This is a genomic window from Pseudomonas sp. NPDC089428 (assembly GCF_044749325.1).
Taxonomy (GTDB): Bacteria; Pseudomonadota; Gammaproteobacteria; order Pseudomonadales; family Pseudomonadaceae; genus Aquipseudomonas.
The window spans coordinates 401,354-414,481 of record NZ_JBIVHT010000005.1 but is presented as its reverse complement, the minus strand read 5'-3'; the positions used below and the strand labels follow the sequence as shown (position 1 = coordinate 414,481).

Here is a 13,128-nt window from a genome sequence, read left to right as displayed (position 1 = left end):
TCGAATTGCCCTACAAATCCAAGGAAACCGCAGATGGCAACCCTACTGGTGCTTCACGGCCCCAACCTGAACCTGCTCGGGACTCGCGAACCGGGCCACTACGGCGCCGTGACCCTGGCCCAGATCAACCAGGACCTGGAGCAGCGCGCCCGCGCCGCTGGCCACCATCTGCAGTACCTGCAGAGCAATGCCGAGTACGAACTCATCGAACGTATTCATGCGGCACGCAACGAGGGTGTGGACTTCATCCTGATCAATCCGGCGGCTTTCACCCACACAAGCGTCGCATTACGTGACGCATTGCTCGCGGTGAGCATCCCATTCATCGAAGTGCACCTGTCCAACGTGCACAAACGCGAACCGTTCCGTCACCACTCCTACTTTTCCGATGTTGCCGTAGGAGTGATCTGCGGCCTGGGCGCCAGCGGTTATCGCCTGGCCCTGGAGTCCGCGCTGGAACAACTGGCTGCCAACGCACAGCCCTGATAACGAAAACCCTGGCCTCAGTGGGCCGGGGTTAGAGAGAAACGTTCAGATACGTTTTTAAATTTCGCCCCCTGACCGAACCTTTGGGAGTTGATGATTAATGGATATCCGTAAAGTCAAGAAACTGATCGAGCTGCTGGAAGAGTCTGGCATCGACGAGCTGGAGATCAAGGAAGGCGAAGAGTCGGTCCGTATCAGCCGCCACAGCAAGACCCCGGCTGCCCAGCAGTTCTACGCACCAGCACCAATGGCTGCCGCACCTGCCGCTGCCCCGGTTGCCGCTGCTCCGGCCGCCGAAGCCACCGCTGCTGCACCTGCACTGAAAGGCACCGTGATCCGTTCGCCGATGGTCGGTACCTTCTACCGCAAGCCTTCGCCGACCTCGCCGAACTTCGCTGAAGTTGGCCAGAGCGTGAAGAAAGGCGACACCCTGTGCATCGTCGAAGCCATGAAGATGATGAACCACATCGAAGCCGATGTTGGCGGTGTCATCGACGCCATCCTGGTGGAAGACGGCCAGCCGGTTGAGTTCGACCAGCCGCTGTTCACCATCGTTTGAATCGCGGAGAGCCAACGATGTCTGGGAAGCTCGAAAAAGTCCTGATCGCCAACCGTGGGGAAATTGCCCTGCGGATCCTGCGTGCCTGCAAAGAGCTGGGCATCAAGACCGTCGCCGTGCACTCCACGGCCGACCGTGAACTGATGCACCTGGGCCTGGCAGACGAGTCGGTCTGCATCGGCCCTGCATCGTCCAAGGATTCCTACCTGCACATCCCGGCGATCATCGCTGCCGCCGAAGTCACCGGCGCCACCGCGATCCACCCGGGCTACGGCTTCCTCGCGGAAAACGCCGATTTCGCCGAGCAGGTGGAAAAGTCCGGTTTCGCCTTCATCGGCCCGAAAGCCGACACCATTCGCCTGATGGGCGACAAGGTTTCGGCCAAGGACGCGATGATCAAGTCGGGCGTGCCAACCGTACCGGGCTCCGACGGCCCACTGCCGGAAGACGAAGAGGTCGCCCTGGCGATCGCTCGTGACGTCGGCTACCCGGTGATCATCAAGGCCGCCGGTGGCGGTGGTGGTCGCGGCATGCGCGTGGTGCACAAGGAAGAGGACCTGATTGCCTCGGCCAAGCTCACCCGCACCGAAGCCGGTGCTGCCTTCGGCAACCCGATGGTCTACCTGGAGAAGTTCCTGACCAACCCACGTCACGTGGAAGTCCAGGTGCTGTCCGACGGCCAGGGCAACGCCATTCACCTGGGCGACCGCGACTGCTCGCTGCAGCGCCGTCACCAGAAGGTGCTGGAAGAAGCCCCGGCCCCCGGCATCGACGAGAAGGCCCGCCAGGAAGTCTTCAAGCGTTGCGTCGATGCATGCATCGAAATCGGCTACCGCGGTGCCGGTACCTTCGAGTTCCTGTACGAGAACGGCCGTTTCTACTTCATCGAGATGAACACCCGCGTGCAGGTTGAGCACCCGGTGTCGGAGATGGTCACCGGTATCGACATCGTCAAGGAGATGCTGAGCATCGCCGCTGGCAACAAGCTGTCGTTCCGCCAGGAAGACGTGGTCATCCGTGGCCACTCGCTGGAATGCCGGATCAACGCCGAAGACCCGAAGAAGTTCATTCCGAGCCCAGGCAAGGTCAAGCACTTCCACGCTCCGGGCGGCAACGGCGTACGCGTCGATTCGCACCTGTACAGCGGCTACTCGGTTCCGCCGAACTACGACTCGCTGATCGGCAAGCTGATCACCTACGGCAAGGACCGCGACGAAGCCATGGCACGCATGCGCAATGCCCTGGACGAGATCGTCGTCGACGGCATCAAGACCAACATCCCGCTGCACCGCGACCTGGTGCGTGATGAAGGTTTCTGCAAAGGCGGCGTGAACATCCACTACCTCGAGCACAAACTGGCCAGCCAGGAGTGATCGCGTTAGCGTGATGCATGAAAACCCCGGCCCAGTGCCGGGGTTTTTATTGGCCCTCACGGCTGGCTCACAATCCTCGCAGCGTCAGATCTCGCTTGTAGGAAGCACCTCCATGGGCTGCTGCTTCCACCACTTGGCCTGTAGGTCGAGAAAAACATCAAGCTCCGTGTTTGCGCCCAGAAACTCACCTAGCTGCTGCAAATGTGCGTTCAGTAATTGCGCAATACGTTTGTCATAGGACGATACGTCGACAAGGTCTTTCGGCCTGCCCTGCCAGTGCCGCAGCAGATAATCTTCATAGGCATGCAGCAACCGGCTGCGCACACTCTCTATAACGATCTCGGCCACGTCATGCTGGTCGATTGCGATTTCAGCCCGCCAGGCTTCATCTTCTCGGTTTAGAGCAGCCCCTCGCATGACGGCAAGCTGGCCAGGTGTAATGGCTACCCCCATCAGCGTTTGAAACTCGACCGCCAGTTGTTCGTCTAGAACTTCCATAAAAGTAGCCTGAGACTGCAGGCTGGCAGTGAAGGCCTCGCTCCATTGGAACAGTCGCTGTTGCAAGTCATCGTTTTCGTACATGTGCAGACACCCGAGTCATTCAAGAGGAGCTACAAATTAGTGTCCTCAAGCGTGCGACAAGGGATAAATACTGCTTGGGCTCCTGTGCAAGCGCTGATCATCCTCCACTGCCTGTCCGGCCTGCTCTACAAACCCCCCGCACTCGCGTAAACTGCCAGGCTTCTCGCAGCCTCGGGCTGCCCCTGTCGATTTACCAAAGGTGCCCGCCATGCCTTGGCTGCAAGTACGCCTGGCCATCAGCCCGGAACAAGCCGAAACCTACGAAGACGCCCTGCTCGAAGTCGGCGCCGTATCGGTCACGTTCATGGACGCCGAAGACCAGCCGATCTTCGAACCCGACCTCAACACCACCCCGCTGTGGTCGCATACTCACTTGCTGGCACTGTTCGAAGCCGACGCCGAGCCTGAAGCGGTGTTCGCCCACCTGCAATTGCTGACCGGCGCCGAGTTGCCCGAGCACCAGGCCGAGGTGATCGAGGACCAGGACTGGGAACGCAGCTGGATGGACGGTTTCCAGCCGATGCGCTTTGGCCAGCGCCTGTGGATCGTGCCGAGCTGGCACGAGGCCCCGGAACAGGACGCGGTCAACCTGCTGCTCGACCCAGGCCTGGCCTTCGGCACCGGCACCCATCCGACCACCGCACTGTGCCTGGAATGGCTCGACGGCCAGCAGCTGCAAGGCACCCAGGTGCTGGACTTCGGCTGCGGCTCGGGCATCCTCGCCATCGCCGCCCTGCTGCTGGGCGCTCGCGAGGCCGTGGGTACCGACATCGACGTGCAGGCCATCGAAGCGTCGCGTGACAACGCCCAGCGCAACGGCATCGCCGACGACAAGCTGGCGCTGTACCTGCCCGAGCACATGCCGGCCATGCAGGCCGACGTGCTGGTCGCCAACATCCTTGCTGGCCCACTGGTTTCGCTGGCGCCGCAGCTGTCCGGCCTGGTCCGCCCAGGTGGCCTGCTGGCCCTGTCGGGCATCCTCGCCGAACAAGGTGAGGAAGTGGCTGCCGCCTATGCCGCCGACTTCGACCTGGACCCGATCGTCGTACGCGACGGCTGGGTGCGCATCAGTGGTCGGCGCCGCTAAGCGGGCCTAGAATAGTTCTCTGCACAGCTCCCGGATTGCCGCATGACCGACAGTTTCGTCACCCAGTGCCCGCATTGCCAGACCAGCTTTCGCGTCACCCATCACCAGTTGAGCGTGGCTCGCGGCGTCGTGCGCTGCGGCCACTGCCTGCAGGTGTTCAATGCGGCCAAACAGTTGCTGGAGCAGAACCGTGCCGGGGCCAGCGTCGCCCCCGTGGCACCACCGCCAGCTGTGGTCGAACCGGTCGCTGCACCTGAGCCGGTCGCCAGCGAGCCACCGCCGGTCGAGAAAGAGGACTGGGCCATCACCGCCCAGGCCCTGGATGAACTCGACCTGGACCAGGAACTCGCCCGCCTCGAACGCCGTGGCGAGCCTGCCGAACCCCACCCGGATGCCAAACCCACCGCGCTGCAGGCCCGTCGTGACGAGCCGGCTGCCGATGAGCATGGCGATGAACTGTTCGGCACCGCCACCGACGACCGCCATGAACCGCTCGCGGCCGAGGACCCGGCACCGGTGCTGCTGGACGAGCAGCCACTGGAGCCGGAGCCGGGTGATCGCACCGAGCCGACCCTCGGTGGCAACCTGGATCTGGATCTCGACGACGAACCGCCTGCGCAACGCGCTGCCGAGCCAGAGCCCCAGCAACGGTTCGACGAACACGATGACGATGTTGTTCACGAAAAGGGCCTGAGCGCCCGTGACGACGACGACGCTGACCTCCATTTGTCAGCTCGCGACGACGACCCGCTCGAACCGCTGCCCGGCGAGCGACTGGAGCCCGGCTTCGGCGCCAAGCCTGAGCGCCCGTCACGCAAGGAGCCGCTGGTCGACGTGGTCGACGACCCGCTGCAGTTGGGCTGGGAGAAACCCCGGCCCAACTGGGGCAAGCGCCTGCTGTGGGGCTTCCTGAGCCTGCTGGCCGCTGGCTTGCTGGCATTCCAGTACGTGTGGTTCCACTTCGACGAAATGGCCCGCCAGGACCAGTACCGGCCGATCTTCCTGCAGCTGTGCCCGATGCTCGGCTGCGAAGTGCCGACCCGCGTCGATATCGGCCGGATCAAGAGCAGCAACCTGGTGGTACGTAGCCACCCGGACTTCAAGGGCGCGCTGATCGTCGACGCGATCATCTACAACCGCGCCCCGTTCGCCCAGCCGTTCCCGTTGCTGGAGCTGCGTTTCGCCGACCTCAATGGCCAACTGATCGCCAGCCGTCGGTTCAAGCCCAGCGAGTACCTGTCGGGCGAACTGGCCGGGCGCGGCGAAATGCCCAGCCAGACGCCGATCCATATCGCCCTGGATATTCTCGACCCAGGCCCCAAGGCCGTGAACTACAGCCTCAGCTTCCGCTCCCCCGAGTAATACCAGCACTGCGGATGGCAACGGCATCGCGCATGCTCGCGGGCAAGCCCCCTCTCACAAGGGGGGGTCGCCTACCGAAGCAAATGTCATAAGCCGACAGCTGTACAGAATTTATCCAAATCCTTCTTTATCCGGTCACCGAGAGCGGGTATCATGCCAACCCTTTTTCGGACTCCAATGATTCGGCCCCACAACAGGGAACACCTATGTCGGCGGTACGCATCGGCCCATACACACTACGCAACAACCTGATCCTCGCACCCATGGCCGGGGTCACGGACCAGCCTTTCCGTACACTTTGCAAGCGCCTGGGCGCAGGCATGGTGGTGTCGGAAATGGTCAGCAGCGACATGAGCCTGTGGAACAGCCGCAAGTCCAGCCTGCGCCGCATCCATGAAGGTGATCCCGAGCCGCGCTCGGTGCAGATCGCCGGTGGTGATGCGCAGATGATGGCGTCGGCGGCGCGGGCCAACGTCGAGGCAGGCGCCCAGATCATCGATATCAACATGGGCTGCCCGGCAAAAAAAGTCTGCAACAAAGCTGCAGGCTCTGCTTTATTGAGAGATGAAGCTCTGGTCGCCGAAATCCTCCACGCCGTGGTTGGCGCGGTGGACGTGCCGGTGACGCTGAAAATCCGCACCGGCTGGGACCGGGCGAACAAAAACGGCCTGAACGTGGCGAAGATCGCCGAACAGGCCGGCATTCAGGCGCTGGCGGTGCATGGCCGCACACGTGCCGACCTGTACACCGGCGAAGCCGAATACGACACCATCGCTGCCATCAAGCAGGCGGTGTCGATTCCGGTTTTTGCCAATGGCGATATAACTTCGCCAGAAAAGGCCCGGGCGGTGCTGGACGCCACCGGGGTCGACGGCTTGCTGATTGGCCGGGCTGCCCAGGGGCGGCCATGGATCTTTCGCGAGATCGAACATTTTTTGGGGACTGGCCAACATTTGCCGGCCCCGCAGTTGGACGAAGTGGAACGCATCCTGCTGGAGCACCTGGCCGCGCTGCATGCCTTCTATGGCGATGTGATGGGCGTACGTATCGCCCGCAAGCACGTGGGCTGGTACCTGGCAACACGACCCGGCGGCAAGGAGTTTCGCTCCCGGTTCAACGCTTTGGAAGACACACAAGCGCAGTGCGCCAACGTTCGCGAGTTTTTCAGCGAACGTCGACAGAGCCTTGAGACAGAGGACGGACAAGGGGTGGCCGCATGACGATGATGACCGAGACATTAGTGAGTGGAACAACGCCCGTGAGCGACAACGCCAACCTCAAACAGCACCTCAACACGCCGAGCGAAGAGGGCCAGACCCTTCGCGACAGCGTCGAGAAGGCGCTGCACAACTACTTCGCACACCTGGAAGGCGCGACCGTCACCGACGTGTACAACCTGGTGCTCTCCGAAGTCGAGGCGCCCCTGCTCGAGAGCGTGATGAATTACGTGAAGGGCAACCAGACCAAAGCCAGCGAGATGCTCGGGCTCAACCGTGGCACCCTGCGCAAGAAGCTCAAGCAGTACGACTTGTTGTAAGCCAGAATCCCAATCAGAAAAGGCGGCCTCTGCGAAGAGACGCCTTTTTTGCTGACTCCACCGCGTTATTGGAACCCGAAATGACCGACCAGACTACCCGCCTGCCAGTCCGCCGCGCCCTGATCAGCGTCTCCGACAAGACCGGTATCCTCGAATTCGCCCGTGAGCTGCAACAGCTCGGTGTCGAGATCCTGTCCACCGGCGGCACCTACAAGCTGCTCAAGGACAACGGTGTGAACGCGGTGGAAGTGGCCGACTACACTGGCTTCGCCGAAATGATGGATGGCCGGGTCAAGACCCTGCACCCGAAGATCCACGGTGGCATCCTCGGCCGCCGCGGCACCGACGACGCCATCATGAACGAACACGGCATCAAGCCGATCGACCTGGTTGCAGTCAACCTGTACCCGTTCGAAGCCACCATTTCCAAGCCTGGCTGTGACCTGCCGACCGCCATCGAGAACATCGACATCGGCGGCCCGACCATGGTCCGTTCGGCTGCCAAGAACCACAAGGATGTCGCCATCGTGGTCAACGCCAGCGACTACGCCGGCGTGCTGGAAAGCCTGAAGGCCGGTGGCCTGACTTACGCCCAGCGCTTCGACCTGATGCTCAAGGCGTTCGAACACACGGCTGCCTACGACGGCATGATCGCCAACTACATGGGCACCATCGATCAGGCCAAAGAAACCCTGAGCACAGAAGCGCGCAGCGAATTCCCGCGCACCTTCAACAGCCAGTTCGTCAAGGCCCAGGAAATGCGCTACGGCGAGAACCCGCACCAGAGCGCGGCGTTCTACGTTGAAGCGAAGAAAGGCGAAGCCAGCATCTCCACCGCCATTCAGCTGCAAGGCAAGGAACTGTCGTTCAACAACGTGGCCGACACCGACGCCGCGCTGGAGTGCGTGAAGAGCTTCGTCAAGCCGGCCTGCGTCATCGTCAAGCACGCCAACCCGTGCGGCGTGGCCGTTGTGCCTGAAGACGAAGGCGGCATCCGCAAGGCCTACGACCTGGCCTACGCCACCGACACCGAGTCGGCATTCGGCGGCATCATCGCCTTCAACCGCGAACTGGACGGCGAAACCGCCCAGGCCATCGTCGACCGTCAGTTCGTCGAAGTGATCATCGCGCCGAAAATCTCCCAGGCTGCCCGCGACGTGGTGGCGGCCAAGCAGAACGTGCGTCTGCTGGAATGCGGCGAGTGGCCAGCCGAGCGCGCTGCCGGTTGGGACTTCAAGCGCGTCAACGGTGGCCTGCTGGTGCAGAGCCGCGATATCGGCATGATCACCGCCGATGACCTGAAGATCGTCACCAAGCGTGCGCCGACCGAACAAGAGATCCACGACCTGGTGTTTGCCTGGAAAGTGGCCAAGTTCGTCAAGTCCAACGCCATCGTCTACGCCAAGCAGCGCCAGACCATCGGCGTCGGCGCCGGCCAGATGAGCCGCGTCAACTCCGCCCGCATCGCCGCGATCAAGGCCGAGCATGCCGGCCTGCAGGTACAGGGCGCGGTCATGGCGTCGGACGCGTTCTTCCCGTTCCGTGACGGCATCGACAATGCGGCTAAAGTGGGTATCAGCGCTGTGATCCAGCCGGGTGGTTCGATGCGTGATGCCGAGGTGATTGCTGCCGCCGATGAAGCCGGCATCGCCATGGTGTTCACCGGTATGCGCCACTTCCGCCACTGATTTACGGCAATCGGCCGCACTGAAGCAGGCATCTGCTGCGTTGGGGCCGGTTCCGCTGATGCTCATTGCCAGAAGGCAACTCCGCTCATCGGAACCGGCCCCGCCTTGCATCTACCTGCTTCATTGCGACCTCGTACAGCGAGAGGCAAGGCCTCTCGTTCGACAGATTTCGAGGTTTTGACATGAAAGTTTTGATCATCGGCAGCGGCGGCCGTGAGCACGCCCTGGCCTGGAAAGTCGCCCAGGACCCACGCGTCGAGAAAGTCTTCGTTGCACCAGGCAACGCCGGCACCGCCATCGAAGCCAAGTGCGAGAACGTCGCCATCGACGTCTGCGCCCTGGAGCAACTGGCCGACTTCGCCGAGAAGAACGTCGACCTGACCATCGTCGGCCCGGAAGCGCCACTGGTGATCGGCGTGGTCGACCTGTTCCGCAGCCGTGGCCTGGACTGCTTCGGCCCGACCAAGGGCGCGGCCCAGCTGGAAGGTTCCAAGGCCTTCACCAAGGACTTCCTGGCGCGCCACAAGATCCCGACCGCCGACTACCAGAACTTCACCGAGATCGAGCCGGCCCTGGCCTACCTGCAGGAAAAAGGCGCGCCGATCGTGATCAAGGCCGACGGCCTGGCTGCGGGCAAAGGCGTGATCGTCGCCATGACCCTGGAAGAAGCCGAAGCCGCCGTGCGTGACATGCTGGCTGGCAACGCCTTCGGCGAGGCCGGTTCGCGCGTGGTCATCGAAGAGTTCCTCGACGGCGAGGAAGCCAGCTTCATCGTCATGGTCGACGGCCACAACGTGCTGCCAATGGCCACCAGCCAGGACCACAAGCGCGTCGGCGACAAGGACACCGGTCCGAACACCGGCGGCATGGGCGCCTACTCGCCTGCCCCGGTGGTCACCCCGGACGTTCACCAGCGCGTGATGGACCAGGTGATCTGGCCGACCGTGCGTGGCATGGCCGAGGAAGGCAACGTCTACACCGGCTTCCTGTATGCCGGCCTGATGATCGACAAGGCGGGCAACCCCAAGGTCATCGAATTCAACTGCCGCTTCGGCGACCCTGAGACCCAGCCGGTCATGCTGCGCCTGGAGTCGAGCCTGGTGCTGCTGGTCGAAGCCGCCTTCGCCAAGGCCCTGGACAAGGTCGAAGCACAGTGGGATCCGCGCCCGAGCCTGGGCGTGGTGCTCGCTGCCGGCGGTTACCCGGGCGACTACGCCAAGGGCGACGTGATCAACGGCCTGGATGCTGCGGCCAAGATCGAAGGCAAGGTGTTCCATGCCGGTACTTCGCTGAAAGACGGCCAGGTCGTCACCAACGGCGGCCGCGTGCTCTGCGCCACCGCCATGGGTGCCAGCGTTGCCGATGCCCAGCAACAAGCCTACCGTCTGGCCAAGGAAGTGAGCTGGAACGGCAGCTTCTACCGCACCGACATCGGCTACCGGGCCATCGCCCGCGAGCGCGGTGAGCACCAGCAATAAGTTGCACCCGGTTGCCGCAGCGCGCCAAATCACTGTGCGCCTGCGGTACCCGGCTTGTCGACAGGGCCCCCTGGGGCCTTGCCTTCGACTTGGCGCGCCGCGCATAGTTAGTATCTGGCACATCGGCTAGGAAGGGATCTCGTAGTGCGTCGGCTTCGGATTGCCACAGCTCTGATCGTCAGCTTGCTGACCTTGTTCTGCCTGTTGCCGGCTTCGGCCGAACAGGGCGGAGGGTGGTCCGTTCTGCTCGATGAACAGGCCAACCTGCAATTGAGCGACGTGCGCTCCGATCGCTACCGCAGCCAATTCAGCCCGATCACCCTTGGCGAGCTCGATGCCGCACCGGCCGAGCAGGCCCTGTGGTTGCACTATCGCCTGGAGCCCGGTGACCAGGAGCAACTGCTGCGCATCTTCGCCCCCGACCTGTCCCGCCTTGACCTCTACGCCCTGGATGGCGACAGGCTGCTGCGCCAACTGCACCATGGGCGCCAGGCCGGCAACGCCAGCCCCACCCTGCGTGGCAGCGACCATGTATTACCCTTGCCCAACAGCCAGCACGCACTGGACATCTACCTGCGCCTGGTCTCTGAGCACCAACTGCGCCCGGCGATAAGCCTGGAGCCCGCAGCGCTAGCCGCCTCCGACCATAGCCAGCCGCTGCTGTTCGGCATGCTGTTCGGCGGCCTGGTGATGCTTATCCTGCACAACCTGATCCGCTTTCTCTATACCCGCTCCAGCACCACCCTGTATCTCGCCCTGTACCACGGCCTGATGCTGCTCAGCGGCCTGATCCTGCTCAACCTCAGCGGCCCGTGGTGGCACCTGTGGCACAGCGCGCAAACCCCGGCGGCCTACCTGACCCTGGTACTGGCCGGGCTGTCGGGGCTGTATTTCACCCAGCATTTCTTCTCACCCTGCAACTCGCCACGGCTCAACCGCCTGCTGCAGGGCGAGATGCTGGTCGCTGCGGTCAGCGGGCTGGTCCTGCTGTTCGTCGATACCTTGCCGCTCAACCTGATGACCTATGCCTTGCTGGCCGTCGGCAGCGTGACCATGCTGCTGGCCAGCAGCTACCACTGGTACAAGGGCTATGCGCCCGCACGGCTGTTCAGCATCGCCATGCTGGTGTTCAACCTTGGCGGCCTGGTGCTGCTGCCCGCCCTGCTTGGCCTGACCCGCACTTCGACGCCTTGGCTGCTGTGCATTCTCCTGGGCATGACGGTCGCCAGCGGCCTGCTGCTCAACCTCGCCGTCAGCGAGCGCCTGCGCCGCATCAGCGAAGAGCGCTTCAGCGCCAGCCGTGCTCTGGCTGCCAGCGATGCCGAGATCAATGCCAAGGCAGAGTTCCTGGCAAAGATCAGCCACGAAATCCGCACCCCCATGAACGGTGTGCTGGGCATGACCGAGCTGCTGCTCGGCACGCCGCTGTCGGTCAAGCAGCGCGACTATGTGCAGACCATCCACAGCGCCGGCAACGAACTGCTGACACTGATCAACGAGATACTCGACATTTCCAAGCTTGAGTCACGGCAGATCGAACTGGATGACGTGCAGTTCGACCTGAACGCCCTGATCGAGGACTGCCTGAACATTTTCCGCGCCAAGGCCGAGCAGCAGAACATCGAGCTGATCAGCTTCACCCAGCCGCAGGTGCCGCGGGTAATCAGCGGCGACCCGACGCGCCTGCGCCAGGCACTGTCGAGCCTGCTGGAAAATGCCCTGAAGAACACCTCCCAGGGCGAGATCCTGCTGGTGGTGGCGCTGGACCAGCGCGGCGAAATCCCGCGCCTGCGCATTGCCGTGCAGGACAGTGGCGAACCGCTGCCTGCTGCCGAGCGCGAAGCCTTGCTGCAGGCCGAACTGCACAGCCACCACTTCCTCTCCAGCAACAAGCTCGGCGGGCACCTCGGGCTGGTCATCGCCAAGCAGCTGATCGGCCTGATGCAAGGCGAATTCGGCATCAAGAGCAGCACCAGCATGGGCAACACCCTTTGGCTGACCTTGCCGCTCGACCCGTCACGCCTGGAGCAGCCACCGGCCGACCTGGACGGCCCATTGCGCGATGCCCGTGTGCTGGTGGTGGACGACAACGACACCTGTCGCAAGGTGCTGGTTCAGCAATGCAGCGCCTGGGGCATGAATGTCAGCGCAGTGCCGTCCGGCAAAGAGGCCCTGGCTCTGCTGCGGACCAAGGCGCACCTGCGCGACTACTTCGACGCGGTGTTGCTGGACCAGAACATGCCGGGTATGACCGGCATGCAGCTGGCGGCCAAGATCAAGGAAGACCCGAGCCTGAACCACGACATCCTGGTGGTGATGCTCACGGGCATCAGCAACGCGCCCAGCAAGGTCATCGCGCGCAATGCCGGGGTCAAACGCATCCTCGCCAAGCCGGTTGCCGGCTATACGCTCAAGACCACCCTGGCCGAAGAACTGGCCCAGCGCGGTCACGAGCAGGCGGTCCCGGCGCCGCTACCGGGCGCGCAAGCCACGCTTGAGCTGCCGAGCGACTTCCGTGTGCTGGTGGCTGAAGACAACAGCATCTCGACCAAGGTCATCCGCGGCATGCTTGGCAAGCTCAACCTGGAGCCCGATACCGCCAGCAACGGCGAGGAGGCCTTGCAGGCGATGAAGGCACAGCGTTACGACCTGGTGCTGATGGACTGCGAAATGCCAGTACTGGACGGCTTCTCCGCGACCCAGCAGTTGCGAGCCTGGGAAACCACCAACCAGCGCCAGCGCACCCCAGTGGTGGCGCTCACCGCGCATATACTGGCAGAGCACAAGGAGCGCGCGCGGTTGGCCGGCATGGACGGGCACATGGCCAAGCCGGTGGAGCTGTCGCAGTTGCGCGAGTTGATCCAGTATTGGGCCAATCAGCGCGAAGCCAAGGCTGACCCTGCGCACACCTCCTGATCTGCGACGCCTGGTTCGGCGCCCCGACTTGCCCGCGAAGTGGCCGGTGACGACAACCTC

At 63.1% G+C, this 13,128-nt stretch carries 11 protein-coding genes; 10 read left to right on the top strand and 1 reads right to left on the bottom strand.

Going from position 1 to position 13,128, the window contains the following annotated elements:
- Positions 1-33: 33 nt before the first annotated feature.
- The 3 genes from aroQ (at position 34) to accC (ending at position 2,418) form a co-directional block, all read left to right on the top strand.
- Complete coding sequence (aroQ, locus tag ACIPZ5_RS13035) at positions 34-486, top strand: type II 3-dehydroquinate dehydratase (RefSeq protein ID WP_027920816.1); 453 nt, start codon at positions 34-36, stop codon at positions 484-486.
- Positions 487-586: 100 nt separating this feature from the next.
- The gene (gene accB / locus ACIPZ5_RS13030) at positions 587-1,045 is read left to right on the top strand and encodes an acetyl-CoA carboxylase biotin carboxyl carrier protein (protein ID WP_400809000.1); all 459 of its coding nucleotides are present in this window, start codon (positions 587-589) and stop codon (positions 1,043-1,045) included.
- Between the two features lie 17 nt (positions 1,046-1,062).
- Positions 1,063-2,418 carry an acetyl-CoA carboxylase biotin carboxylase subunit gene (gene accC, locus ACIPZ5_RS13025; protein WP_085676829.1) on the top strand — a complete coding sequence of 452 codons (1,356 nt, stop codon included), beginning with the start codon at positions 1,063-1,065 and terminating at the stop codon, positions 2,416-2,418.
- Positions 2,419-2,502: 84 nt separating this feature from the next.
- Here the strand turns inward: accC and ACIPZ5_RS13020 are convergent, their stop codons facing one another.
- Positions 2,503-3,000, bottom strand: a complete 498-nt coding sequence (locus ACIPZ5_RS13020; protein WP_400808997.1) for a hypothetical protein — start codon at positions 2,998-3,000, stop codon at positions 2,503-2,505.
- Positions 3,001-3,208: 208 nt separating this feature from the next.
- Between ACIPZ5_RS13020 and prmA the strand changes: the two genes are divergently transcribed.
- From prmA to ACIPZ5_RS12985, 7 genes are all read left to right on the top strand, one after another.
- Entirely contained in the window at positions 3,209-4,087 is an 879-nt protein-coding gene (prmA, locus tag ACIPZ5_RS13015) for a 50S ribosomal protein L11 methyltransferase (protein ID WP_261942531.1), read from the top strand.
- Positions 4,088-4,129: 42 nt separating this feature from the next.
- Positions 4,130-5,449: a DUF3426 domain-containing protein gene (locus ACIPZ5_RS13010; RefSeq protein WP_343598294.1), complete on the top strand. Its 1,320-nt coding sequence runs from the start codon at positions 4,130-4,132 to the stop codon at positions 5,447-5,449.
- Positions 5,450-5,655: 206 nt separating this feature from the next.
- Entirely contained in the window at positions 5,656-6,669 is a 1,014-nt protein-coding gene (gene dusB, locus ACIPZ5_RS13005; RefSeq protein ID WP_400808995.1) for a tRNA dihydrouridine synthase DusB, read from the top strand.
- Positions 6,666-6,986 (top strand): DNA-binding transcriptional regulator Fis, encoded by a 321-nt coding sequence (fis, locus tag ACIPZ5_RS13000; RefSeq protein ID WP_008093076.1) that lies wholly within the window; start codon positions 6,666-6,668, stop codon positions 6,984-6,986. Before dusB ends, fis begins: the two co-directional genes overlap by 4 nt.
- Before the next feature lie 80 nt (positions 6,987-7,066).
- Entirely contained in the window at positions 7,067-8,674 is a 1,608-nt protein-coding gene (gene purH / locus ACIPZ5_RS12995) for a bifunctional phosphoribosylaminoimidazolecarboxamide formyltransferase/IMP cyclohydrolase (protein WP_343598291.1), read from the top strand.
- A gap of 182 nt (positions 8,675-8,856) precedes the next feature.
- Positions 8,857-10,152 (top strand): phosphoribosylamine--glycine ligase, encoded by a 1,296-nt coding sequence (purD, locus tag ACIPZ5_RS12990; RefSeq protein WP_343598289.1) that lies wholly within the window; start codon positions 8,857-8,859, stop codon positions 10,150-10,152.
- Between the two features lie 144 nt (positions 10,153-10,296).
- A complete protein-coding gene (locus ACIPZ5_RS12985; RefSeq protein WP_343598287.1) occupies positions 10,297-13,068 on the top strand; it encodes a response regulator in 2,772 nt (923 codons plus the stop codon).
- Positions 13,069-13,128: the final 60 nt, after the last annotated feature.

Bases quoted from the DNA above. Each gene is read 5' to 3' on its own strand.
- aroQ (WP_027920816.1), top strand. From the start codon at position 34: ATGGCAACCCTACTGGTGCTTCACGGCCCCAACCTGAACCTGCTCGGG.
- accB (WP_400809000.1), top strand. From the start codon at position 587: ATGGATATCCGTAAAGTCAAGAAACTGATCGAGCTGCTGGAAGAGTCT.
- accC (WP_085676829.1), top strand. From the start codon at position 1,063: ATGTCTGGGAAGCTCGAAAAAGTCCTGATCGCCAACCGTGGGGAAATT.
- ACIPZ5_RS13020 (WP_400808997.1), bottom strand. From the start codon at position 3,000: ATGTACGAAAACGATGACTTGCAACAGCGACTGTTCCAATGGAGCGAG.
- prmA (WP_261942531.1), top strand. From the start codon at position 3,209: ATGCCTTGGCTGCAAGTACGCCTGGCCATCAGCCCGGAACAAGCCGAA.
- ACIPZ5_RS13010 (WP_343598294.1), top strand. From the start codon at position 4,130: ATGACCGACAGTTTCGTCACCCAGTGCCCGCATTGCCAGACCAGCTTT.
- dusB (WP_400808995.1), top strand. From the start codon at position 5,656: ATGTCGGCGGTACGCATCGGCCCATACACACTACGCAACAACCTGATC.
- fis (WP_008093076.1), top strand. From the start codon at position 6,666: ATGACGATGATGACCGAGACATTAGTGAGTGGAACAACGCCCGTGAGC.
- purH (WP_343598291.1), top strand. From the start codon at position 7,067: ATGACCGACCAGACTACCCGCCTGCCAGTCCGCCGCGCCCTGATCAGC.
- purD (WP_343598289.1), top strand. From the start codon at position 8,857: ATGAAAGTTTTGATCATCGGCAGCGGCGGCCGTGAGCACGCCCTGGCC.